At 41.0% G+C, this 22314-nt stretch carries 19 protein-coding genes and 1 pseudogene; 11 read left to right on the forward strand and 9 right to left on the reverse strand.

The features are described from left to right. Positions 1-8: 8 nt before the first annotated feature. The 5 genes from SCSC_RS01095 to pflB form a co-directional block, all read right to left on the reverse strand. Positions 9-1289 carry a hydroxymethylglutaryl-CoA reductase, degradative gene (locus tag SCSC_RS01095; RefSeq protein WP_006270641.1) on the reverse strand — a complete coding sequence of 427 codons (1281 nt, stop codon included), beginning with the start codon at positions 1287-1289 and terminating at the stop codon, positions 9-11. Position 1290: 1 nt separating this feature from the next. Then, the gene (locus SCSC_RS01100; protein WP_006270630.1) at positions 1291-2463 is read right to left on the reverse strand and encodes a hydroxymethylglutaryl-CoA synthase; all 1173 of its coding nucleotides are present in this window, start codon (positions 2461-2463) and stop codon (positions 1291-1293) included. A 133-nt stretch (positions 2464-2596) separates the two neighbouring features. After that, the gene (locus SCSC_RS01105) at positions 2597-3037 is read right to left on the reverse strand and encodes a threonine/serine exporter family protein (protein ID WP_006270632.1); all 441 of its coding nucleotides are present in this window, start codon (positions 3035-3037) and stop codon (positions 2597-2599) included. Positions 3038-3049: 12 nt separating this feature from the next. Continuing rightward, a complete protein-coding gene (locus tag SCSC_RS01110; RefSeq protein WP_006270637.1) occupies positions 3050-3826 on the reverse strand; it encodes a threonine/serine exporter family protein in 777 nt (258 codons plus the stop codon). 100 nt (positions 3827-3926) lie between these two features. After that, the gene (gene pflB / locus SCSC_RS01115) at positions 3927-6242 is read right to left on the reverse strand and encodes a formate C-acetyltransferase (RefSeq protein ID WP_006270642.1); all 2316 of its coding nucleotides are present in this window, start codon (positions 6240-6242) and stop codon (positions 3927-3929) included. Positions 6243-6477: 235 nt separating this feature from the next. On the opposite strand from pflB, the gene dinB reads away from it, so the two are divergent. Further along, positions 6478-7545, forward strand: a complete 1068-nt coding sequence (dinB, locus tag SCSC_RS01120) for a DNA polymerase IV (protein WP_006270639.1) — start codon at positions 6478-6480, stop codon at positions 7543-7545. 281 nt (positions 7546-7826) lie between these two features. Here the strand turns inward: dinB and recD2 are convergent, their stop codons facing one another. From recD2 to rnhC, 3 genes are all read right to left on the reverse strand, one after another. Continuing rightward, positions 7827-10181 (reverse strand): SF1B family DNA helicase RecD2, encoded by a 2355-nt coding sequence (gene recD2 / locus SCSC_RS01125; protein WP_006270635.1) that lies wholly within the window; start codon positions 10179-10181, stop codon positions 7827-7829. Positions 10182-10409: 228 nt separating this feature from the next. Continuing rightward, on the reverse strand, positions 10410-11024 hold the full coding sequence (gene lepB / locus SCSC_RS01130) for a signal peptidase I (protein ID WP_006269005.1): 615 nt from the start codon (positions 11022-11024) through the stop codon (positions 10410-10412). A 3-nt stretch (positions 11025-11027) separates the two neighbouring features. After that, on the reverse strand, positions 11028-11918 hold the full coding sequence (rnhC, locus tag SCSC_RS01135) for a ribonuclease HIII (RefSeq protein ID WP_006270627.1): 891 nt from the start codon (positions 11916-11918) through the stop codon (positions 11028-11030). Between the two features lie 85 nt (positions 11919-12003). Between rnhC and SCSC_RS01140 the strand changes: the two genes are divergently transcribed. The 5 genes from SCSC_RS01140 (at position 12004) to trxA (ending at position 17243) form a co-directional block, all read left to right on the forward strand. Next, positions 12004-12309 carry a hypothetical protein gene (locus tag SCSC_RS01140; RefSeq protein WP_003070932.1) on the forward strand — a complete coding sequence of 102 codons (306 nt, stop codon included), beginning with the start codon at positions 12004-12006 and terminating at the stop codon, positions 12307-12309. Then, on the forward strand, positions 12306-12854 hold the full coding sequence (locus SCSC_RS01145) for a CvpA family protein (protein ID WP_006270633.1): 549 nt from the start codon (positions 12306-12308) through the stop codon (positions 12852-12854). The genes SCSC_RS01140 and SCSC_RS01145 overlap by 4 nt, the downstream gene beginning before the upstream one ends. Before the next feature lie 59 nt (positions 12855-12913). Further along, positions 12914-15244 (forward strand): endonuclease MutS2, encoded by a 2331-nt coding sequence (locus SCSC_RS01150; RefSeq protein WP_006270647.1) that lies wholly within the window; start codon positions 12914-12916, stop codon positions 15242-15244. A gap of 69 nt (positions 15245-15313) precedes the next feature. Next, on the forward strand, positions 15314-16732 hold the full coding sequence (locus SCSC_RS01155; RefSeq protein ID WP_006270638.1) for a C69 family dipeptidase: 1419 nt from the start codon (positions 15314-15316) through the stop codon (positions 16730-16732). Positions 16733-16871: 139 nt separating this feature from the next. Beyond that, the gene (gene trxA, locus SCSC_RS01160; RefSeq protein WP_304364684.1) at positions 16872-17243 is read left to right on the forward strand and encodes a thioredoxin; all 372 of its coding nucleotides are present in this window, start codon (positions 16872-16874) and stop codon (positions 17241-17243) included. On the opposite strand, the pseudogene SCSC_RS01165 reads toward trxA, so the two are convergent. Continuing rightward, positions 17221-17420: pseudogene (locus tag SCSC_RS01165) on the reverse strand (hypothetical protein). The gene trxA and the pseudogene SCSC_RS01165 sit on opposite strands and share 23 nt — an antisense overlap. Between SCSC_RS01165 and SCSC_RS01170 the strand changes: the two are divergent. The 5 genes from SCSC_RS01170 (at position 17381) to SCSC_RS01190 (ending at position 22266) form a co-directional block, all read left to right on the forward strand. Then, positions 17381-18907 (forward strand): IS1182 family transposase, encoded by a 1527-nt coding sequence (locus tag SCSC_RS01170; protein ID WP_115342905.1) that lies wholly within the window; start codon positions 17381-17383, stop codon positions 18905-18907. The pseudogene SCSC_RS01165 and the gene SCSC_RS01170 overlap by 40 nt on opposite strands. A gap of 495 nt (positions 18908-19402) precedes the next feature. Next, positions 19403-19570 (forward strand): hypothetical protein, encoded by a 168-nt coding sequence (locus tag SCSC_RS01175; protein ID WP_022524705.1) that lies wholly within the window; start codon positions 19403-19405, stop codon positions 19568-19570. 353 nt (positions 19571-19923) lie between these two features. Next, positions 19924-20664 (forward strand): DUF6261 family protein, encoded by a 741-nt coding sequence (locus SCSC_RS01180; RefSeq protein ID WP_006270616.1) that lies wholly within the window; start codon positions 19924-19926, stop codon positions 20662-20664. 139 nt (positions 20665-20803) lie between these two features. Beyond that, positions 20804-21661: a mechanosensitive ion channel family protein gene (locus SCSC_RS01185; RefSeq protein WP_003070923.1), complete on the forward strand. Its 858-nt coding sequence runs from the start codon at positions 20804-20806 to the stop codon at positions 21659-21661. Positions 21662-21678: 17 nt separating this feature from the next. Further along, positions 21679-22266 carry a DUF4352 domain-containing protein gene (locus SCSC_RS01190; protein ID WP_006270619.1) on the forward strand — a complete coding sequence of 196 codons (588 nt, stop codon included), beginning with the start codon at positions 21679-21681 and terminating at the stop codon, positions 22264-22266. Positions 22267-22314 lie beyond the last annotated feature (48 nt).

Raw genomic sequence — 22314 nt, forward strand, 5'->3', positions numbered from 1 at the left:
TTTTTTGCTTATGATTTTTGACGAAAGTCTTCTAAAATTTCTTGCGCTCTTTTGAGACTAAAATTTTTCTCGGAAATGAGTTGAGAAACCAAAGGAGAGATTTCTGTGTCTTGAGCTCCGGCTAAAAGAGCGAGAGATTTAGCTTGCAGTTTCATGTGACCCTGCTGAATGCCGGTGCTGACCAGTGCTTTCAAAGCCGCAAAGTTTTGTGCTAAACCAATAGACGCAATGATACTGGCTAACTCTTTGGCGGTTGGTTGGTTTAGCAAGTCAAAGCTAACTTCTACTGTAGGATTGAGTCCGATGGAACCGCCTTTTGTAGCGATGGGAAGTGGAAGAGTAATCTCTCCGTAGAGTGTTTGAGTAGCTTCCTTGATGGACCAAGTCGTCAATCCTTGATAAGTTCCATTTCTGCTAGCATAGGCATGTGCGCCCGCTTCAATTGCCCGCCAGTCATTTCCTGTTGCCAGTACGACGGCGTCAATCCCATTGAAGATTCCTTTGTTGTGGGTGCTGGCGCGATAAGGATCTTGCTTGGCAAATTGGCTTGCTAACACTATTTTCTTAGCAATATCAAGGGCTTCTGACTTATTTCGGTCGAGAAAACGGATATCAATTTCACAGGTGGCAGTTACTAAGGCTTCCGTCGCATAATTTGATAAAATTGCCATCAAACTTTTACCACCAGATAACTCTTCTAATGGTGATTTTAATGCTTCTAGCATGGTATTGAGGATATTGGCTCCCATAGCTTCTTGGGTGTCAACTGTTAGGTAGACGATTAGAAATTCAGCTTCACCATTTAGGTATTCCGCATGCAAATGGCGTGCTCCACCTCCACGTTTGACAATTGATGGATGGGCTTGATTTGCCAATTCTAGTAACTTTTGCTTCTTTTCCTGAATGTTGTTTATGGCATTTTTAATATCTGGCACATGACAGAGGGCAACTTGTCCAATCATTTGGCGATTGTGAATGGTTGTTTTGAAGCCTCCAGAACGTTTAATCATTTTTGCTGCAAAGCTGGCAGCCGCAACGACAGAAGGTTCTTCTGTTACAAAAGGAACTTGATAAACTTGTCCGTCTACCATGACATCGGGAACGAAAGCGTAAGGAAGGGCAAAGGTTCCGATGACATTTTCGCTCATTTGATCAGCCGTTGAAAGAGGAAGTGTGTGATTATATTCAAGGTTTGCTTGATTGTTTTCGGTTAGCAAGTGATAATCTTGCAGGAACTTTAATCGTTCTTGTAGCGATTTTTTAGAAAAACCTGTCCAACTTAACTTCATGTTATTTTTCCACCTTGATGTATCTACGTTGGTGCTCAACAATTTCTGCTAAAGCAAAGTCCTGGTTTTCATAGTTTGTAAAGCTAGCAGATCCGTTTTTATCCAGATTTGCTTCTTCAAAAAATAGTTTCTCATAATCTGGAATGCTTAACAGCGTGCGATTGTTGAGTATTTCCAGATGATTGGTTTGCAGTTGCTGCTTAAAGCCTGCTACGAGCTGACCACTAAAGATTTCTGACACAGCCCCGCTCCCATAGCTAAAAAGTGCAATCCGGTCACTTGCTTTAAGAGACGTACTATTTTCAAGCAGAGAAAGTAGACCTAAAAAGAGAGAGCCTGTGTAGATATTCCCAACCTTTTGGCTGTAAAGAATAGATTGCTCGAAATTCGCTTGTAGTTGCTCTTGCTGCTCAATTGGCAAACTCTTATCCATAATCTTTTTCAGCCCTTTTAAGGCTAGTTTGGGATAAGGCAGATGGAAGCAAATTGCTGCAAAATCTTTTAAGGACACTTGGTTGCGTTTTTGATATTCTATCCAAGTCGTTTCTAAACTATCCAAATATTGCTGAGTAGAATATAGACCATTGACAAACGGCGTTGTAGAATAATTTGGTCGCCAAAAGTCCATAATATCTCGCGTCTGAGCAACATTATCTTCATTAAAAATGAGAATCCGTGGGTTATTTGTGATGAGCATAGCCACTGCTCCAGCCCCTTGTGTTGGCTCTCCCGGTGTTTCAATACCATACTTGGCAATGTCACTTGCAATGACCAATACTTTTGAACTAGGATGCTTTTCGACATGCAGCTTCGCATAATCCAGTGCGGCAGTAGCGCTATAGCAAGCCTCTTTCATTTCAAAGCTGCGTGTGAATGGCTGAATTCTGAGCAGACCATGAACAAAAACAGCGGAAGCCTTGCTTTGGTCAATTCCAGATTCGCTGGCTACGATAACCATGTCAATCTCATTTTTATCTTCTTCTGTCAAAATGGCTGCAGCAGCGCTTGCTCCCATCGTTACAATATCTTCTGTAACAGGAGCGACACTGAATTCCTTTACCAGAAGTCCCTTACTTAATTTTTCTGGCGCAATATTACGTGCCTCTGCTAAATCGGCTAACTTTAATACATAATTGGCTGTTGCAAAGCCAATTTTATCAATTCCAATGTTCATCATTACCTCTATATATTTTTCGGTTTGATACCAAACTTATTCTATTCCATTTTATCATAATTAAAGTGGAAACTGAGAAAAAAGCCTTCTTGCGAAAAGAAAGACTTGGGACATTTTCAGGAGTTATGTCGAATTATGAGGAGCGATGCTTTTGTAGATAATGGTATAGTCTAAGCACCACTGTGCCACTTGCCATTCCGATCGAAATCACTAAGGCCAGAATTACCACTAGTGTGGCATTTACCATAGCGTGGCTATAATTTCCGGTAACGAAAAAAGCGGTTGTACGATAGGAAAGGTAACCTGGAACCAAAGGAGCCAAAATGGCTAAGATAAAAACGACTGCGGGCGTTTTGTAGAGAATACTCAACACTTGACTAATGCAAGACCCAATAATAGCTGCGATGAACGTAGCAATGATGACATTTGTCGGACCTTTTAGTACATAATATAATAGCCAGATAAACATTCCAAGAGCTCCCCCTGGAATGAGCATGCTTTTTTGAACATTTAAAACGATTAAGAACGTTACAATCGCAAGAAAACTTGCTGCAGCTTGTAGTAAGACAATCAATGGATTCACCTTTTATTTCATTAGGACGAGAGCTACGGAAGTGCCTGCTCCTAGCGCTAGGGTAATTAGCAATGTTTCAAAGATTTTGCTCATTCCAGAGTTGAGATGATTGGTCATTAAATCACGTACAGCATTGGTTAGAGCAATACCAGGAACAAAAGGCATGACAGCACCTGCGATGATTAAGTCAGCACTTGAAGGAAAGCCAGAATAGCGTGCCCAGATTTGTGCCAGCAGTCCAAAAACAAAAGCACCGGCAAAAGCTGTGACAAAGGGAATACGCACATATTTATTAACCAAAAGAGAAAAAGAAAAGCCAAAAAAGGTCGCAAGAGCAGCTCCGAGTGCATCATAGAGATTGCCACCAAACATGATGGAGAAAAAAGGGGCACTAATAGTAGCAGCTAGCGTTAGCTGTTTATTTGTATAAGGCGCTTTTTTCTTTTTTAGCTGAACTAATTTCTCAAATGCTTCTTCAAGAGTGATATCTCCACTAACAAGCTCGCGTGATACTTGATTGACATCACATACTTTTTCAATATTATAATTTGAGTGAGTAATCCGTTTCATACGCGAAATATTGGTGTTTTCAATTGAAAAGAAAATGGCAACTGGCATTGCGAGTGCATTACAATCCATAATTCCTTGAGAATGAGCAATCCGAATCATGGTATCTTCAACCCGATAAATTTCAGAACCACTTTGAAGCAGAAGCGTACCTGCTAACATCAGGACATCAACAGTTAGATTAAATTTGTCTTCCCTTTCTACATCTCTTTTCTCCATCATCTGTACACCCTTTTCTTTTAACTAACAATACCTCTATTATAGCATAAAAAAGAAGAAAACCAGCTGGAATTTCCAACTGGTTTTTGAGAATAGAATTGAATTAGCTAAGGGCGTCATCCATTGAAAGCACTTCGTGGAAGACACGTTGAGTCAATTCAGTTTTTTGTTCTTTAGTAAGGTATTTGGTATTGACACAGTAACCTGAGATACGAACGATAACATCTTCACCATTCATAATCTTATCATAGACATCTTTAAGATCCATAACGTTCAAGTTGACGTGTTGTCCTCCATTTTCAAAGTAACCGTCAAGAATTGTGACCAAGTTATCCACTTGTTCTTCACGAGTCTTACCAAGAGCACGAGGTGAAACTTGTGTAGTGAGAGAGATACCATCTGCTGCATAGCCAAAGTCAAGGCTGGCTAGTGAGTTGAGGTTTTGCAACCAACCACCACGAGCTTTGTTAGATGGGTTTGCACCTGGTGAGAAGAATTCCAATTTAGATAAGTTCACTGAACCATCTTCGTTGAGGTATACCCCTTTGTGGACCGGTGAGTTACCAGTTTGTTTAGAGTAGGCAACGTTAGACGTGATTGTAAGAAGGGATACAGTAGCTTCTGCGTTCTTGTAGAGTTTGTGGCTGCGCAGACGAGTAGTGTAAGCTTCAATCAACCATTCAGCCAATTCGTTTGAGCGAGGATCGTCTTCGCCCCAACGTGGGTATTCGCCAGTAGTTTCGTAGTCGTAGATATAACCATTTTCGTCACGGATTGGTTTGACCGTCGCATACTTAATAGCTGACAATGTATCAACTGTATTGGCAAATCCACAGATACCAAATCCCATATTAGCACGTTGGTGGGTTGGCAAGAAGGCCATTTGAACAGCTTCGTAGTTGTACTTATCTGTCATGTAGTGAATGATATTCAATGCATCTACGTAAGTATCTGTCAACCAATCGAGCGATTTTTCAAAGTTTGCCTTAACAGTATCAAAGTTAAGGACTTCATCACGAATAGGTTCAATGTCAAATACTTTGTAATCTTTGTGAACATCATCGTAACCACCGTTAAGACCTGTAAGAAGAGCTTTTAACACGTTTACACGAGCACCGAAGTATTGGATATTATGGCGTTGTTCTTCATTTTCTGGGTCAAGCGGAGACACACAGCATGAAATACAACTCATTTCACCATAGCCATCTTTCGCCATTGTTGTTACACCTTCGTATTGGATAGAAGAGTGTTTGTGACTCATGTGCATGCAGTAATGACGGAATGCATATGGTAATTTATCTGTCCAAAGAACTGTTAAGTTTGGCTCTGGTGAGTTACCGATATTGTCAAGTGTATTCAAGAAACGGTAGTCCATTTTTGTCACACGGTGACGACCATCATTTCCCATACCTGCCATAGACGTTGTGATGAAGGTTGGGTCACCTGAGTAGAGTTGATCGTATGCTTTTGTACGAGCAAATTTTACAGTACGAAGTTTCAAGACGAAGTCATCAACGAATTCTTGGATTTCTGATTCTGTGAAAGTACCACGAGCAAGGTCGCGTTCTGCATAAATATCAAGAACGATTGGCACACGTCCAAGAGAAGTAGCAGCACCATTTACGACACGGCAGACAGCCATGAAAGCGATATTCACCCATTGAATAGCTTCTTTTACATTCATAGCAGGTCTGCGAACATCAAGACCATAAAGGTCACCTAGACGGACAACTTCTTTCAATGATTGGTATTGAAGGTTGATTTCTTCGCGGAGACGGATTGTTTCTTCGTCAATTTCAGTTAAAGCATTCCAATCTTCAACTTTTTCTGCCATCAAGTAATCTGCACCGTAAAGAGCAAGACGTGCGTAAACACCAATGATACGTCCGCGTGAGTAAGCATCTGGCAAACCTGTAACAGTATGCGCATGGCGTGCACGGCGGATATTTGTTGTGTACGCACGGAAAATACCGTCATTTACAGTTGTTACATATTTTGTAAAAATTTCATGCATTTTAGGATCTGGTTCATAGCCATGTTCCTTCAAAGCAGTTTCCGCCATACGGATACCACCTTTTGGCATGAAATTCAACTTAAACAATTCATCATTTTGGATACCATAAATCAATTCATTATCTTTGTCAATATATCCAGCTGGGATGTCAGCGATTGAAGTGGCGCGTGTATCCATTGGGAAACGCGTTTCTTCATAGTGTGCTTTTGTATCTTCAATGATTTTTTTAATGTGAAGAGAACGTTCAGTTGGTCCAGCTAAGAAACTTTCATCTCCATCATAAGGAGTGTAGTTTGCTTGTACAAAACGAGATACACTGGCTTTTTCTCGCCAATCTTCACCCTTGAAGCCTTCCCAGGCTTTGTCAAAAATATCTTGTGCTTCGACAACAGTTTTAACAACCATGTTTTTTCCTCTTGTATCTTTCTAGCAACAGAAAACTGTTACATTTATAAAGTAAGTATATCATATAGTAATCGTTTCCACAAATAGAATCTGGTTATAAAAGCACTTTCTTTTATAATACAGATTTAAAAACAAGAAATAATTGTATTATATATTTGAAAAAGCACAAGCTATTTTCAAATATTATATAAAAATTGTATAATGAAAGAACAGAAGCAAGAAAGGAGTTGTGTTGATGTTAATCTTTCCTCTAATCAATGATACGTCTCGGAAAATTATTCACATTGATATGGATGCCTTTTTTGCCGCTATAGAAGAAAGAGATAATCCAGCACTAAAAGGTAAACCAGTCATCATTGGAGCTGATCCCCGTTTGACAGGTGGACGAGGCGTTGTCTCGACTTGTAATTATGAAGCGCGAAAGTTCGGCGTGCATTCAGCAATGAGTTCCAAAGAAGCGTACGAACGTTGTCCGCAAGCGATTTTCATTTCGGGAAATTATGAAAAATATCAGGCAGTAAGCCAGCAAATTCGAGAAATTTTCAGGCGATATACAGATGTGATTGAGCCCATTAGTATTGATGAAGCCTATCTAGATGTGACCAAAAATAAGCTGAGAATGAAATCTGCTGTCAAGATAGCCAAGTTAATCCAGCACGAGATATGGACAGAGCTTCATTTAACAAGTTCTGCGGGTGTTTCCTATAACAAATTTTTGGCAAAAATGGCTAGTGACTATGAAAAGCCTCACGGGCTGACCGTGGTTTTGCCGGGAGAAGCAGAATCTTTTCTGTCTCAAATGGATGTTGCCAAATTTTACGGTGTTGGGAAAAAGACAGTAGCAAAGCTGCATGATATGGGTGTTTATACGGGGGAAGATTTGTTGAAAATTTCTGAGCTGACCTTAATTGATTTGTTTGGGCGGTTTGGTTTTGACCTTTATCGCAAGGCAAGAGGCATCAGCAATTCACCAGTGAAAGTCAATCGTATTCGTAAGTCTATTGGTAAGGAAAGGACTTACGGAAAATTACTATATGACGAAGACGACATAAAAAAGGAATTGACACTTTTATCGCAAAAGGTTGCTCGTAGTTTAAAAAAACATGAAAAGTCTGGAAAGACGATTGTCCTGAAGATTCGTTATGCAGATTTTTCGACGTTGACAAAGAGGCAAAGTTTAGTGACCAGGACGCAAGATGCAGAGCAGATTGAGCGCATTGCACATGAGATTTATGATAGCTTAGATGAGCAAGCAAGAGGTGTACGCCTTTTGGGTGTGACAGTAACTGGATTTGGAATGTAAAATGAGGCTGAAACGAAAGTCTTCAGCCTCAAAAGATATGATGCAATAAATCAAGAGTGTAGTAGCTAATGGCTCAAAGTGATGCTTTGGGGTTGAAGTTAGGATTTGCGAAGGAAGTCCTTCTTCATTCACTTTTTTAGATCGGAAGAGGATTTTTGATGAACGCTTCGTTTTTGTCATTCACCAACTCAACAGTTTTCGGGTTGTTGAGCAATTCTATGGGGGTGAGGTTAGGAATTAAAAATTTTCAAGTTTTAGTTCTGCCTCGCTCCTATTTTATATCATTCTCCAAAAACACTTTGAATATCCTCATCCGTTATTCCAATCATAGGGTTGATTTTCAAGAAATTTTCCTCAGTCAAGATATATTTTTCCACAGTTGTTTCCAAATTATCCACAGAAGTGTGTATAACTTTTTCTACATTGAGAAAGTCTTCAAAGCGCTCTTTCAGATAGGTTTTACGTGTTGTCCCAGTATTTTGGACAGCAAAAGCAAAGGCAGACTTTTCCCCAAGAAGAATCAATTTGCTCTTGGCACGGGTGATAGCAGTATAGATAAGATTGCGTTGCAGCATACGGTGGCTGCTGGATGTAATCGGTAAAATGACTACAGGAAATTCACTACCCTGAGATTTGTGGATACTCATAGCGTATGCCAGACGAATTTTATACCATTCACTGCGTTGATAAACAATCTCATTGCCGTCAAAGTTGATAGTCAATTCGTCCTGTTTAGAGTCCGTATATTTTGCTGGCAGCAAATCGGTGATATAACCCAAGTCACCGTTGAACACATTGCTTTCCGCATCATTGACCAGATGAATCACCTTGTCGCCTTGTCGGTATTGGCAATCCGTTGCTTCAAAGACGAGTTGTTCTTTTTCGGCAGGGTTGATTAGATTTTGCATGAGTTGATTGATGTGGTCAATCCCAGCCTGTCCGCGGTACATAGGCGCAAGTACCTGCACATCTTGAGCTGGAATGCCACTGCGGATAGCAGCTTCTACAATACGTTCAATCATCTGCGGAATATGTTCACTACGCGCTTCAAAATAAGAACGGTCAGCCTTTTTTTCTATAAAATCAGTTGGCAGGATGCCTTTTTGAATCTGACTGGCTAAGGTAACGATAGTGGAATCTTTGCTTTGTCGATAAATTTTTTCTAATTTGGTCTGTGGAAGAAGAGGGATTTTCAGTAAATCTGCCAGCACTTGTCCGGGGCTGACAGAAGGCAGCTGATCAGCATCTCCGACAATTAGGAGTTTGGTGTTTGATGAAATGTTGCTGAGGAGTTGATTGGCTAACCAAGTATCTACCATTGAAAATTCGTCGACAATAATAAAGTCTGCGTCCAAATAATCGTCTAAATGGCTAGTGTCATCGTCTCCTGTCATGCCTAAATGCCGATGAATCGTAGCGCTTGGAAGCCCTGTTAATTCATTCATGCGTCTGGCAGCACGCCCAGTCGGAGCTGCTAGCAGGATAGGCAAATCGTGAGATTTACGCAAATCCAACCCATTCAGCAGAGCGTAAACAGCAATGATTCCATTGATGACGGTCGTTTTTCCCGTTCCGGGACCACCCGTTAGGATAAAAATTTTGTGATTGATAGCGTCACAAATCGCTTGTTTTTGAATCACATCATAGGAAATGGCAAACTCAATTTCGATTTGGGTAATAGCAGCTTCGATTTTTTCCGGTTCATATTTATTTTGATTTTCCTTCTCCAGAATGCGTAAGAGATTGTTGCAGATTCCTTCTTCAGCAAAAAAGAGACTGTTTTCAAAAATCTTCGTATCGACATTTTGGACTTTATCTTCTTCAATCAAATGAGCTAGCTCATCTGCAACAGAATTTGGAGCTAGTTCGATCTGTCGGGAGCTTTCCAGAAGTTCAATCGTATGTTCCAGAAGCTCTTTTGCTTCAAGATAGGTGTCGCCTTTTTCCATGGACTGGGTTAGAAGTGTGTGGAGTAATCCTGCACGGAAGCGCTCTGGAGCAGTACTTTCAATTCCTAAGCTTTGCGCCAGTTGGTCGGCAATTTTAAATCCTATTCCTTGAATATCTTCCACTAATTGATAAGGATAGTGTTCGACAATTTCGAGAGTCTCTTCTTTGTAAAAATCTTGAATCTGAAAGGCAAGTTTATTTGAAATGCCGTATTCAGATAGCTTTGCAAGGACTCGCTCGGTACCGTAGTTCTGTCTTAGTTTCATAATAAAGGCTTCGCGATTTTTAGCAGAAAGGCCTACAATATCATGTAATTTTTCGGGTTCTGCCAAGACCTTATCAATCGTGTTATCGCCGTAGAGATCCACAATTTTTTGTGCTGTTTTTACACCGATTCCTTTAAAATGGTCGCTTGAAAAATATTTGACCAAGCCTTTGCTGGTTGGTTTAGCACGCTCATAGCGTATTAGTTTGAGCTGTTCACCATATTTAGGGTGTTGCACGAGATTTCCCCAGAAAGTATAGTCTTCCCCCTCTATAATATCTGCCATAGTGCCGGTGACAATAATCTCAAAATCATCAAAATCCGCATCGGTGTCGTCAATATTTAGCAACAGAATCCGAAAAAAACTGCTGGGATTTTCAAAGATAATACGTTCGATGGTACCTGAAAAGTAAAATTCCATAATTTTCCTGTTTAATACTAAAAGAATGGGAATGGGACAAAAGTCAGTATTTCGTAAGAAGTTACTTTTGTCGTCCCGCCTTCACATAAGCAACTAGCTTATCCACCTTTCTTGCTTGACAAGGAGCTAGAATGATTAACCAACCGTTATGATTTGTCATCAAAAAGATATGGTAAAAGCCTGGAAACGGATGTTCCAGACTCAAATAATCAAAGTAAAATTCCTTGACTAGAAAGTGCCGATTCTATTCAAAGGCCAGAAGCGGAATTTTGCTTCACCTTGAAGTTGACTAGCTTTAAACGTTCCTACCTGACGGCTATCTTTTGAAACGAGACGATCATCTCCTAGAAGTAGGTACTCACCTTTTGGAACTTCAATGGTGAAGTTTGTGTTGCCATTGGCATCTTGCGTAAAGGACTTGGCTTTATCTGCTAAAGATTGGAAATAACTATTATAAGAATAGGTTGACTGCAATTTATCTTCTTTGAATCTTGCTATATAGTTTTTAAGGTAGGGTTCATTAGTCTTTTTACCATTTATATAAAGTTGGTCATTTTCGTAACGGATAGTGTCTCCGGGAAGACCGATAACACGCTTGACAATTTGCTTGGTTTTTCCATCTTCGTCTTTTTCGCTTGCAACGACAATATCAAAGCGATTGACAGGGAGGTGTTTGACCACAAATAAATATTCTCCGTTAGCTAAAGTCGGATCCATTGAATGACCATCTACCTTGACAGGAACCCAGAAAAAGGCGCGTGATAAGAATAGAATCACCATAAAGAGGATAAAAAATCCCCATTCTTTCATAAATTTTGAAAAAGTAGTTGATTTTGCTTGCATAACTTACCTTTCTAGAAGTTTTTTTGCTTTTTCAGTATTTTTAAAATGTAGTTTTGCGCTCGCTTCCAAACTCTTCATACCGTAGGTTTGAAGAAGCTGACTTGCGATTTTATCGGACTTTACTCCTGCTCCACTAGGTAATTCGTAGCCGAGCTCTTGACTTAAATTTTCAAGATTTTCTAAAAATAAGTCGCGTGCGATCATAGAACTGACTGCTACCGCTAGGTATTTGCCTTCAGCTTTTTCCTCCAACGTAATAGAGTTTGGAAAGTGATTGCTTTCTCGCTGGAGATATTTTTGATAATTTTTGTCGCTGGTGAAAGCATCAATAACGATTTTTTGAGGCTGTACTCCTGTTTGTAGTAACAAATAAATAGCTTGATTGTGGAGAGCAACCTTGACAGAAACTGCGTTATAGCCAGCAGCAATGACTTGATTGTATTTTTTTGGAGACAGTAACAGAGCTTGGTGCTGAATCTTTTCCTTTAACAAAGGAACGATTTGCCTGATTTTCTGGTCTGTCAGGCTTTTAGAGTCATCAACTCCCAGCTTTCGTAGAAACCTATGCTGTTCTGGTGTGACAAAAGATGCCACAACAGCAAGCCCGCCGAAATAAGAGCCATTTCCGACTTCATCTGTCCCGATAAGAGGACAATTTTGCTGAGGAACTGTCGTTTCTTCTCTGGAAGACTGATAGCCAAAAAATTGTGCTGCCTGCTCTGCTTTTTCTCCTTGGAAGAGGACTTTTCCTGAAGTGTAGATGGAGGCAGTTGCCTTATCAAGCTTAAAAAGGTAACGAATATAAGGATTTTTACTAGAAACAAGCTGTTCCTGGTATTGGGCAACAAAATCTTGAATTTGTTTCTCACTGGGTTGTAAGGTAATACTTTCCATATTGTTATTGTACCATAAAAGTGATAAATTTCTTTAAAAACTGACAAAATGGCTTCCTTTTGGTATAATATTTTGAGGTGATTTTATGGCAAACTTAAATCGATACAAATTTATTTTCGGAAAGAAAAGCGTAACCTTAACAACAGAACACGATAATTTATTCATGGAAGAGGTCGAAAAGGTTGCGACAGAAAAATATCACGCAATTAAAGAAAAGATGCCTATGGCTGATGATGAAACACTAGCTATTTTACTGGCAGTCAATAGCTTAGCGACACAATTGTCACGTGAAATTGAGTTTGATGACAAGGAGCAAGAGCTGGAAGAACTTCGTAAGAAAGTGCTAGAAGCCAACAAGCAAAAAGTGAGCGAGCAAGAGGAAACCGTATGATTTCGTTAGTGATTTTGCTGATTTTAGCTTGGAGTTTTTACATTGGCTACTCGCGCGGAATTGTACTACAAACTTATTATACTATTTCGGCGGTCGTTTCAGCTATTATCGCAGGGCTACTATACCAATCTTTAGGTGAACAAATCAATCTTTTAGTACCTTATGCGAGTGCCCAGGAAGGGACATTTACGTATTTTTTCCCAAGTAGCCAATTGTTCCAGTTGGACAAGGTATTTTATGCTGGTCTGGCTTATCTCGTCATTTATACGATTGTGTATAGTGTAGCTCGTTTTATTGGAATTTTTATCCACTTGGTTCCAAATAAAAAAGCTAAAGAGCGTTGGTACAATGTTGCTAGTGGTGTTTTAGCTCTTTGTGTTACCTTGTTTGGGATTCAAATGTTCCTAACCGTTTTGGCGACGATTCCCTTGCCAGTTGTTCAAAATCATCTCAATACAAGTAGTATAGCTCGTTTTATTATTAGTCACACACCGATTACTTCAGGAGTGTTAAAACAACTCTGGGTGACCAAAATCATTGGATAATACAAAGACTCAGTTGGTGGTGCTAGCTGAGTTTCTTTTTCATCGAGAAAGATAAGCATATGAATAGAAAAATTTTAGAAACATTAGAATTTGGGAAAATCAAGGCACTCTTTGAACCCTATCTGTTAACAGAACAAGGCCGTTTAGAGCTAGGACAGCTTTTTCCATCTAATAAACAGGAACGGTTGGAGACAGCATTTTTAGAAATGACGGACATGCAGCAGATTTTTGTGCAACGTCCGCATTTCAGCTTAGCTGCGACTCAAGACATTACTGGACTGACCAAGCGTTTGGAGCTGGAAGGCGACTTAAATATTGAAGAATTTCTTGCTCTGAAGCGTATTTTAACTGTCACGCAAGAATTAACTGATTTCTATGATAAGTTGGAAAATGTTGATTTGCAACGCTTGAACCGTCTTTTTGAAAAATTACTGGCTTTTCCTAACCTGCAAGGATTGCTGCAAGCCATCAATGAGGGTGGATTTGTCGAAAGCTTTGCGAGTGACAATTTAGCTCGCATTCGCCGGAAAATTCAAGAAAATGAAGTTCAAGTGAGAGATATTTTGCAAGATATTCTCAAAACGAAGGGCGATATGTTGGTAGATCAAGTAGTAGCCAGTCGAAATGGTCGCAATGTTTTGCCAGTTAAGAATACATTTCGTAATCGGATTTCAGGCGTGGTACATGATATTTCTGCTAGTGGAAATACAGTATATATCGAGCCGAGGGCGGTAGTCAACCTCAATGAAGAAATCACCAATGCGCAGGCAGACGAGCGTCATGAGATTCTACGTATCTTGCAAGAGTTGTCCGATCGAATACGTCCTCATATTGTTGAAATTGCTAATAACGCTTGGATTATTGGGCATTTGGATCTAGTTCGGGCAAAAGTGTGTTTTATGCAGGAGAGAGGCGCGGTGGTGCCGATGCTGTCTGATAGTAAGTATATTCGCCTGCTCCATGTTACTCATCCCTTGATAGAAAATGCAGTGGCTAATGATTTGTACTTTGCATCGGATTTAACGGAAATCGTCATTACTGGTCCTAATACAGGTGGGAAGACAATTATGCTGAAGACCTTGGGCTTGGCTCAGCTCATGGCGCAGTCTGGTCTGCCTATTTTGGCGGATAATGGTAGTCGAGTGGGGATTTTTGACCAAATTTTTGCCGACATCGGAGATGAGCAGTCTATTGAGCAGAGCTTATCGACTTTCTCTAGCCACATGACCAATATTGTTGCCATTTTAGAGCAGTCAGACGAAAATTCTTTGGTGCTTTTGGACGAGCTGGGAGCTGGAACCGATCCGCAGGAAGGAGCAGCTCTTGCAATGGCTATCCTTGAGGACTTGCGGCTGCGGCAGGTCAAGACAATGGCAACGACTCATTACCCAGAGCTTAAGGCTTATGGGATTGAAATGGCTGGCGTACAAAATGCTAGCATGGAGTTTGATACGGCAAGTCTAAGACCAACTTATCGCTTTATGCAGGGAGTGCCGGGCTGCTCCAATGCCTTTGAGATCGCAAGGCGTTTAGGTCTATCTGATAGAGTGGTCAAGGATGCTCAAGAATTGACCGATACGGACAGCGATGTTAATCGAATCATTGAGCGACTGGAGGAGCAAACGCTGGAAAGCCGCAAGCGCTTAGACAATATCCGTGAGGTTGAGCAGGAAAATCTCAAATTTAACCGAGCACTTAAAAAACTTTACAATGAGTTTAACCGAGAGAAAGAAACCGAGCTCAATAAGGCACGGTTGGAAGCTCAGGAAATTGTTGATCTGGCTTTGTCAGAGAGTGAGAGCATTCTCAAAAATCTCCATGATAAGTCCAGTCTTAAACCGCATGAGATTATCGAAGCCAAAAGCCAGCTGAAAAAATTAGCTCCGGAAACGGTGGACTTGTCACAGAATAAAGTGCTGAAACAAGCTAAAAAAGCACGGAAACCAAAGGTGGGAGACGATATTCTGGTGATTAGCTACGGTCAGAGAGGGACACTTGTCAATCAGCTCAAGGACGGCCGGTGGGAAGCACAAGTTGGACTCATCAAAATGACCTTGGAGGAAGCAGAGTTTAATCTGCTCAAATCCGAAAAAGAACAACCTAAGCGCAAGCAGGTCAATGTGGTGAAACGAACAACCACAAGCGGACCAAGAGCCCGACTGGATTTGCGAGGAAAACGTTATGAAGAAGCCATGCAAGAGCTGGACACCTTTATCGACCAAGCCCTGCTCAACAATATGGCACAGGTGGACATTATCCACGGAATTGGGACAGGCGTCATTCGCGAAGGCGTCACCAAATATCTCCGCCGTAACAAGCATGTCAAGAGTTTTGGCTATGCACCGCAAAATGCCGGAGGCAGCGGAGCAACGATTGTGGTGTTTAAGTAAATAGAGAGTTGATGAACAAAGCAAGGCTATTCAGGATAAAAAAAGAAAGATAGAAGAGAGGAAACATTTATGAGACAAAAAGGTATGCAAGATTCTTGTACGACGATTTTAGTTGGGAAAAAAGCGAGTTATGATGGTTCAACTATCGTTGCACGTACAGAAGATTCACAAAATGGTGTGTTTACGCCCAAGAAATTTATTGTTGTTAGCCCAGAAGATCAGCCGCGGCATTACAAATCTGTGCTGTCAACCTTTGAGATAGATTTACCGGACAATCCAGTCCGCTATACAGCAGTACCTGACGCCATTCCTAAGGACGGGATTTGGGGCGAAGCAGGCATCAATGTTTACAATGTAGCCATGAGCGAGACAGAGACGATTACCACGAATAGTCGAGTATTGGGAGCCGATCCTTTGGTGGCGACTGGTATCGGAGAAGAAGACATGCTGACCTTGGTGTTGCCTTATATCAAAACGGCGCGTGAGGGCGTGCTGCGCTTGGGAAAGATTCTTGAAGAATACGGCACTTATGAGTCAAACGGGATTGCCTTTTCTGATGTGGACGAAATCTGGTGGTTGGAGACAATCGGCGGACATCACTGGATGGCACGACGCGTGCCTGACGATGCCTATGTGACCAATCCAAACCAGCTAGGCCTTGATTATTTTGAATTTGATAACCCAGAGCATTTCCTCTGCCATCCAAATCTTAAAAGTTTTATCGAGGAAAATCATCTCAATCTTAATTACTCGAATGAGGGCTTCAATCCGCGCTATGCTTTTGGTAGCCAGAAGGACAAGGATCGCCATTACAATACACCGCGGGCTTGGGATATTCAGCGTTTTCTCAATCCGGAAATTGAGCAAGACCCACGCTCCTTTTTCCTTCCTTGGTGCCAAAAACCATACCGTAAAATCACGATTGAAGATGTCAAGTATGTTCTCAGCGGTCATTATCAAGACTCTCCTTATGATCCTTATGACTTAGAAGGTACATCTCACAGTCAGCGGACCTTCCGCACGATTGGGATCAACCGTACAAGTCAAACGTCGATTTTACAGTTGAGACCCAATAAACCGCAAGAAACGACAGGCGTTCAATGGTTGTCCTATGGTTCTATGCCTTACAATACGGCGGTGCCTTTCTTTACCCAAGTCTCTACAACACCAGCCTACTTTGCCAACACGACGGACAAGGTTTCGACGGATTCCTTCTACTGGACCAATCGCTTAATTGCTGCTTTGGCTGATGCTCATTTTTCTAGTCATCTGGGAGATTTAGATGATTACCAAGAAACAACCATGGCTCTGGGGCATGAAATGATTGGTCGAGTTGACCGATCTTTGGCAAATGGCGATCCAGTTGACTTTGAAGCAGAAAACCAGACGATAAGTGATAAAGTACAAGAAGCAACTGACCAACTTCTAGATAAAATCCTCTTAGACGCTAGCAACTTGATGACGAATCATTTTTCTTTGAGTGACTAACTCTGCTCTGTAACACATTCTGTCACAATCGATGATTAATCTTAAGAACTTGCTGATTTATAAAAGACTATTTCTGGAATTATTGAATGCTAATCTGCTCCGTAGCAAATATTTTGCAAATTTCTCTTTTTAGTGTAGAATGTTGTCAAGAAATGAAATAGAGCGATGGCATCGGTCATCGTCAGAGGAGAACAATATGGTAACAGCAATTACAGATGCAAATTTTGCAGAAAAAACAAAAGATGGACTTGTCCTCATTGACTTTTGGGCAGCATGGTGTGGTCCTTGCCGCATGCAAACACCGATTTTAGAGAAATTAGCTGAAGAAGTGCATGAAGATGAATTGAAGATTTTCAAAATGGACGTGGATGCAAATCCAGCCACACCAGCTGAATTTGGGATTATGTCTATTCCAACACTTCTCTTTAAAAAAGATGGGCAAGTAGTGAAAAAACTGGTTGGTGTTCATTCAAAAGATCAGTTGAAAGCTATTGTAGCGGAATTGAGCTAATGATCCTATCAAAAAGAGTCTGGGACAATAGTCCCTTTGCTACAAAAAAAGCAACGGATTTGCCGTTGCTTTTTGCATGGTTACGATAGTCTTGGTAAAATAGAATTGCCCAATAAACCATTTAGAAAGGCTATCCCATGCATATTCACTATAACACAAATCAAACAACTTTACCACTAGAAATCAGTTCTTTCTTGCCACAAGACCATCTCGTCTTTACTATTGAAAAAGTGGTGAATGCCTTGGAGGATCGTCACTTCCACACGTTCTATCATAACTTTGGTCGCCCGTCTTATCACCCTAAAATGCTTTTAGCCGCTCTACTATTTGCCTACTCGCAAGGGATTTTCTCTGGACGAAAAATCGAAAAAATGATGATTGAAAATCTGGCTATGCAGTACCTAACAGGACAGTTGGTTGTCAGCTATCGCACCATCAATCGTTTTCGAGTCGCTGAAGGAATGGAAGAGCTCATTCGTGATCTTTTCATCGACCTCAATCTTCGTTTAAAAATGGAAGAGTTAGTGACCTTAGATTGTCTGTTTATTGACGGGACTAAGATTGAAGCCAACGCTAACAAGTATAGTTTCGTGTGGAAAAAGGCCACAGACAAGTTTTCCGTCAAACTTCAAGAACAGATACAGGTCTATTTTCAAGAAGAAATCACTCCCCTTATCCATCAGGCCATTAGGCTGGACGAAGAAGAACCGATTGCTTCAGAGCAGTTGATTGAATTCGCTCAAGTCCTCGAAGAAGAATTGGAAAAACTGAACCAAGACATTGAGGAGACACCCGTTAAAGGAAAGGATGAACGTAAAACTCAACGTCGGAAACTCAAGAAAGTCCTGCGTAAAGTCAAGGATGATTTTTCAGTACGTGCTGAAAAATATGAAGGCTACCAAGAGACATTTGAAGGGCGTAACAGCTTTTCCAAAACAGATACAGATGCCACTTTTATGCGGATGAAAGAAGACCACATGAAGAATGGTCAACTCAAGGCTGCTTACAATCTTCAAATCGCTACTGAAAATCAATTTGTTCTTCATTATGATGTCTTCTCAAATCCGACAGATACCAAGACTCTCCTGCCATTCCTTGAAACTTATCCACATGACTTGAAGACCGTTGTCGCAGATGCCGGCTATGGAAGTGAAGAGAACCTCCTTCGTTTAGATGAAAATGAGGTGAACCATCTGATTAAATATGCCATGTTTGATCAGGAACAGAAGAAAGGGTATAAACAGTCGGCTAGAAACTTAGCGAATTGGTACTATGATGACAAGGAGGATAGCTACACTCATCCTGATGGCTGGTGCTATCGTTTTCATCATATCAAACATCAGAAAACACAGACGGACTTTCAACAGGAAATCAAGGTTTACTACGCTGATGAACCTAAATCAGCCCCTCAAAAGGGACTATATATCAACGAACGTTATCAACACTTAAAAGCTAAAGAATGCCAAGCGCTTTTCTCTCCCGAAGGTAGACAGATTTTCAATCAACGTAAGATTGATGTGGAACCTGTCTTTGGGCAGATAAAGGCTTGTTTGGGTTACAAGAGATGTAACCTAAGAGGCAAGCGTCAGGTGAAAATTGACATGGGATTAGTGCTCATGGCCAATAATCTCCTTAAATACAATAAGAGAACGACTCAAACTTAAAAAGCTAGAGTTCCATAATTGGGAATCTCTAGCTTTTTTGTGACTGAGAACTATTTTGTCTCAGACTCCTTTTTGTGATAAAAATAGAGGGGCATTTGCCCCTCTACCTCTCTGCTAAGGCAGAGATATTAATGATTCTCTTTATCTAGCCAACGATAAACAATGTATGCAGAAGAAGTAGTTGCAATAGTAATCCACCATCTAAATGGAATTTTTAAAAATCTAGTTAATACGAATATAATGATCAAAGCCAGAATGTTATACATAAACAATTCTTTAAAGTATTTATTTCTTTTCATAAATCAAATATTAAAAATTGATTCGTCCATTATTTGGGACAGCATCTCTTGGTTTCATAGTTATCCTTTCCTAAAATTAGAAGTAAAAAAGTAGTAATAGTATTTTGATAATATTTAGATATGGTTGTATTTGTAGAATAATTATTTTAATGATTGTTGTCGTATTACAAATCGTGCATTTGAGTTGGCTAGGAAGTTGAAACGTTATGATCAATTGGGCTTCTCGCAGGTTCGGTTGGGTATCTGTAGGCATGACGAACAGTTAATTACTCAAGGGCTACAGTTATTAGAATTAACAAGGGAATTAGAATTTCATCGTATCCTTACAGAAGAAGTTCGTCATTTCCATCGTTCGGATTTTTAATCATTCTTTTTCAGAAAATTTCCTATAATTTCCCATTCATGTTATACTAAATGAGATGATTTTTCTGAATTTTGTTGACTGATGAGGTGAAACGAGACAATTTCACTTCGTCCGCGCGGCTGACAAGGCAAACGGCTTGTAGTTCAGACCGTCCGCCCGGCGGACGAGATAAATTTCTTTTGATTCATGCTGTCCGCCGAGCGGACGGAGTAAACCAAAAGGAAGAGAAACTTTCCGCCGAGCGGACGAAGCAAACGAAAAGTAGTTGAGGTCATCCGCCGCGCTGACGGAAAAAGGAGAGGTCATTGAGACTGTTGCTTTAAGTGACAAGTAAAAGAGGAAAGAAGGAATGTATGAAGCAAGAAAAGCTCATTGGACTTAAAATTAGCAATCTCCGCTCAGCCGAGTTTGTTCAGTTTATCACTCGGTTTTTGGATGATGTGGAAAAAGAAGGGTTAGACTTCAAAAATGAAGAAGTGTTAGCTGCTTTGGTAAAGAAGCTAAAAGCGGCTCTGCCATCTTATCAGGCTTCGCTGGGTCAGATTCGGGCGAGCGAAAAGTCAGCTTCGATTAGCGCGGCTGACGAGTTGCGTGACGCGGATTTGCAAGCTCTTCGTGATGCGATTAAGCCTTATCGAGCAGCCAAGCGTGAAGAGGAAAAGTCAGCGTATGAAAGTTTGAAACGCCTCTTTGAGCAGTACAAGGGTGCACACACCAAGCACTACGAGGAAGAAACAGCCCTCATTGACAGCTTGCTGGAAAAACTCAAAACAGCCCCCTATAAGGAGCAGGTGGGGACTTTGGCGATTGGGAAATTTGTCGACAATCTGACGGAGAGCCACGCCGCTTTTGAGCAACTCTTTGCCTCGCGCTCACAAGAGAAGTTACAAAAAGTGAGCTATGATGTCAAACAATTGCGCAAAGAAGTGGCGACGCCTTACCAACAGTTGGCAGACTATGTCGAAATTTTAAGTCAGGTCAAATCCGATGAGTTTTACCAAAATGTCCTTTCCGTACTCAACAACAGCCGCAAACATTATGCGGATATCCTTGCCCGCCGCAAGGGGAAAGTGCCTAAAGTAGAAGTGAACTAATTAAAAAATGAGGTTGGGATCTTCCCAACTTTTTTGTACTCGTAGATGAGGTGAAAGCCAGATAAATTATCCTTGACGACAGAGTACGTGCGCCGATAAGACTCGGATATGGTATAATAGAAATAAGTAGGAGGTAGCTATGCTATTTGCGAACAAGAATGTATTCTCTCGTTATTTTGAAAAACTCAACTGGTCTCATTTGGTAGATGATGTCTTTAGCAAGCTCGTTTCACTTTTGCTCTTGCTAGCTCTCTTTTACCTCGCTAAAAAGCTGGTACATGTACTCGTAAGAAAGATTATCTCCCCCTCTTTGAAACTCTCTAGTCAAGACGAAGGGAGGCAAAAGACCCTCACTCGTTTGATGGAAAATTTGCTGAATTACACCCTTTACTTTCTCTTGATTTATTGGATATTAGCGATTTTAGGCTTGCCGGTGTCTAGTTTACTAGCAGGAGCTGGGATTGCTGGGGTGGCAATCGGGATGGGAGCGCAAGGCTTCTTGTCTGATTTAGTCAATGGTTTCTTTATTTTGTTGGAGCGGCAGTTGGATGTCGGAGACAGCGTTCGTCTGACTAATGGCTCGATTAAAATCGCAGGAACAGTTGTGAGTGTCGGAATTCGGACGACACAAGTGCGCGATGCAGATGGCACTTTGCATTACGTTCCTAATCGCAATATTACTGTCGTCAGCAATCTCTCACGCGGTAATATGCGAGCGCTCATTGATATTCCATTATACGCTCAGACGGATTTGGAGAAGGTCACTCGGATTATCCAGCAGGTCAATCAAGAATATGCGGGCGATCAAGTAGAAATTTTGCAGGAACCGACGATTTTAGGTCCGCAAGTTAGCGAAAATGGTCAATTTTATTTTCGTATTAGTATCACCGTCCAAAGTGGTAGCCAAAGCATCGTTTACCATCAATTTTACAGACTGTATCATGACGCTTTATTAAAGGAAGGAATTGATTTGCCAACGATTTATGCACCAGCGTAAGCAGAAAGGAGATTATTATGGAAGAACAAGTACCGCATGAAATAAAAACCCCTGCCGGTCACGTCTATCGCTTGAAACAGCCCCTGTATAAGCAGCCTTTGTTTTGGACGACCATCATTAGCTGTGTCATGCTTGTATTCATGACCCTCGTGGTGGCTGGTTTAAGTATTTTTAACTTTGCCGTTCTAGGGCATGGTGTTCGAACTGCAGTTTATCAAGATAGTTATAAACATCACCGTCTGGGAGACAGCGTGCGTTTTGAAAATGGAATGAAAATCACTGTTCAATACATTCATGTGGACTCCAAAGAGCGGATGAAAGGGCAAGCAACAGGAGCAATGATTACCGCCAAGGTCATTATCGAAAATACCTCTAGCGAATCTCTCCCTCTCAATGTCTATGACTTTGATTTACAAGACGAAATGGGAGAATCCTATGTCTTGGATGACGCTACTTTTGACACTGCCAACATAAAAGAGGAGCTTGCGGCGGGCGAAAAGGTGGAATGGAAGCTGATGTATGACGGTGAGGACGGCTCGCAGCAGCCCTATACTCTCGCTTATGACAATGTCAAGTGGGGAGAAACCAAAAGCGTGAAGTTTTAGAAATAGCGATTGATTGCTTATTTCAGCAGAAGAACAGTAAAAGGCTGT

It is taken from the genome of Streptococcus constellatus subsp. constellatus (assembly GCF_023167545.1).
GTDB classification, from domain to species: domain Bacteria; phylum Bacillota; class Bacilli; order Lactobacillales; family Streptococcaceae; genus Streptococcus; species Streptococcus constellatus.

What these genes read in the sequence shown, in the direction of transcription:
- trxA (WP_304364684.1), top strand. Translation starts at nt 16,872, where the DNA reads ATGTTGTCAAGAAATGAAATAGAGCGATGGCATCGGTCATCGTCAGAG.
- SCSC_RS01110 (WP_006270637.1), bottom strand. Translation starts at nt 3,826, where the DNA reads ATGATGGAGAAAAGAGATGTAGAAAGGGAAGACAAATTTAATCTAACT.
- SCSC_RS01170 (WP_115342905.1), top strand. Translation starts at nt 17,381, where the DNA reads ATGCATATTCACTATAACACAAATCAAACAACTTTACCACTAGAAATC.
- SCSC_RS01190 (WP_006270619.1), top strand. Translation starts at nt 21,679, where the DNA reads ATGGAAGAACAAGTACCGCATGAAATAAAAACCCCTGCCGGTCACGTC.
- dinB (WP_006270639.1), top strand. Translation starts at nt 6,478, where the DNA reads ATGTTAATCTTTCCTCTAATCAATGATACGTCTCGGAAAATTATTCAC.
- rnhC (WP_006270627.1), bottom strand. Translation starts at nt 11,918, where the DNA reads ATGGAAAGTATTACCTTACAACCCAGTGAGAAACAAATTCAAGATTTT.
- lepB (WP_006269005.1), bottom strand. Translation starts at nt 11,024, where the DNA reads ATGCAAGCAAAATCAACTACTTTTTCAAAATTTATGAAAGAATGGGGA.
- SCSC_RS01140 (WP_003070932.1), top strand. Translation starts at nt 12,004, where the DNA reads ATGGCAAACTTAAATCGATACAAATTTATTTTCGGAAAGAAAAGCGTA.
- SCSC_RS01145 (WP_006270633.1), top strand. Translation starts at nt 12,306, where the DNA reads ATGATTTCGTTAGTGATTTTGCTGATTTTAGCTTGGAGTTTTTACATT.
- SCSC_RS01180 (WP_006270616.1), top strand. Translation starts at nt 19,924, where the DNA reads ATGAAGCAAGAAAAGCTCATTGGACTTAAAATTAGCAATCTCCGCTCA.
- SCSC_RS01185 (WP_003070923.1), top strand. Translation starts at nt 20,804, where the DNA reads ATGCTATTTGCGAACAAGAATGTATTCTCTCGTTATTTTGAAAAACTC.
- SCSC_RS01155 (WP_006270638.1), top strand. Translation starts at nt 15,314, where the DNA reads ATGAGACAAAAAGGTATGCAAGATTCTTGTACGACGATTTTAGTTGGG.
- SCSC_RS01150 (WP_006270647.1), top strand. Translation starts at nt 12,914, where the DNA reads ATGAATAGAAAAATTTTAGAAACATTAGAATTTGGGAAAATCAAGGCA.
- SCSC_RS01095 (WP_006270641.1), bottom strand. Translation starts at nt 1,289, where the DNA reads ATGAAGTTAAGTTGGACAGGTTTTTCTAAAAAATCGCTACAAGAACGA.
- recD2 (WP_006270635.1), bottom strand. Translation starts at nt 10,181, where the DNA reads ATGGAATTTTACTTTTCAGGTACCATCGAACGTATTATCTTTGAAAAT.
- pflB (WP_006270642.1), bottom strand. Translation starts at nt 6,242, where the DNA reads ATGGTTGTTAAAACTGTTGTCGAAGCACAAGATATTTTTGACAAAGCC.
- SCSC_RS01100 (WP_006270630.1), bottom strand. Translation starts at nt 2,463, where the DNA reads ATGAACATTGGAATTGATAAAATTGGCTTTGCAACAGCCAATTATGTA.